Consider the following 947-nt stretch of genomic DNA (forward strand, 5'->3'; position numbering starts at 1 on the left):
TGGCAAAACGATTTACACCTAATTTCTGGTGCTGCTCACAGGCATTTCTTTCGTCTGTGCCTTGATCTCGCTAAACTAATAACTGCTGCTACCAGGGCATTTTCTGGTGCACATTCTATTGGCTCTGCGAAGATCGGAGCGGGTATGTTTGCTGCCGAGTCCTACACCAGCCGTCATTACATTGCGATTGTTGCCATGGCCTGCATATGCGTTTTGCTGGGCGGGCCTTCTTATGCCGCGGGCGCGGAGAGCCTCATCATCGCGGGCGCGACGTACTACGAGCCGGGCGTGTCCGGCCCCGGCTGGGCCTGGACCGATGCCGACCACCTGGAGCTTAACGGCTTTTCTGGCGAGGCCATCGGCGCTGATGGCGACCTGGTGGTGACCCTGACCGGACAAAACTCCGTGACGGAGTCGCATGCGCCCGATGCGGACATCACGCTGTGCGGCATGGAGGTGTGGGGCAACCTGACGCTTCGCGGCACCGGGACCCTGACGGCGACGGGCTCGCAGTGCGGTATCCACGTGTCACAGGCGCTCGTGGTGGACGGCTGCACCGTCGACGCGCGGGCGGACGGGGCCGATATTTCCGACGAGGCGGTCGCGGGCGTGATCGCAGGCGACATGGCCGTGCGCGGCGGCGGACGCGTCGTTGCCTCGGGCGCCGGGTCCGGGGCGGGCGTGAGCGCTTACGGTGTGTATCTGCAGGACGCAGGTCTTGGCGAGGGTGCGGCCGGCTGCCGGCTTTCCGTCGACGCCTCGTGGCTCGATGCGACCGGCGCCGACGGCGGCGTTGCGTGCGCGGGCGGGTCGCTTGTGTCCGCGCGGTTTGTGGCGCCTGCGGGCGGGGCCTTTGGCGCCGGCGGCGTGGTGGATGCCTCCGGGGCCATGGCTCCGCATGTGGTGATTGAGCCCGAGGGCGCGACGGCGCCGGCGGGGGAGACCGA

At 66.9% G+C, this 947-nt stretch carries 1 protein-coding gene; it reads left to right on the forward strand.

Annotation, left to right across the window (positions count from 1 at the left end; genetic code table 11):
* Nucleotides 1-144: 144 nt before the first annotated feature.
* A partial coding sequence (locus JMJ97_RS09450) for a hypothetical protein (protein ID WP_260700110.1) occupies nucleotides 145-947 on the forward strand: 803 nt, incomplete at its 3' end.

Source organism: Collinsella aerofaciens (genome assembly GCF_025289055.1).
Classification (GTDB): domain Bacteria; phylum Actinomycetota; class Coriobacteriia; order Coriobacteriales; family Coriobacteriaceae; genus Collinsella.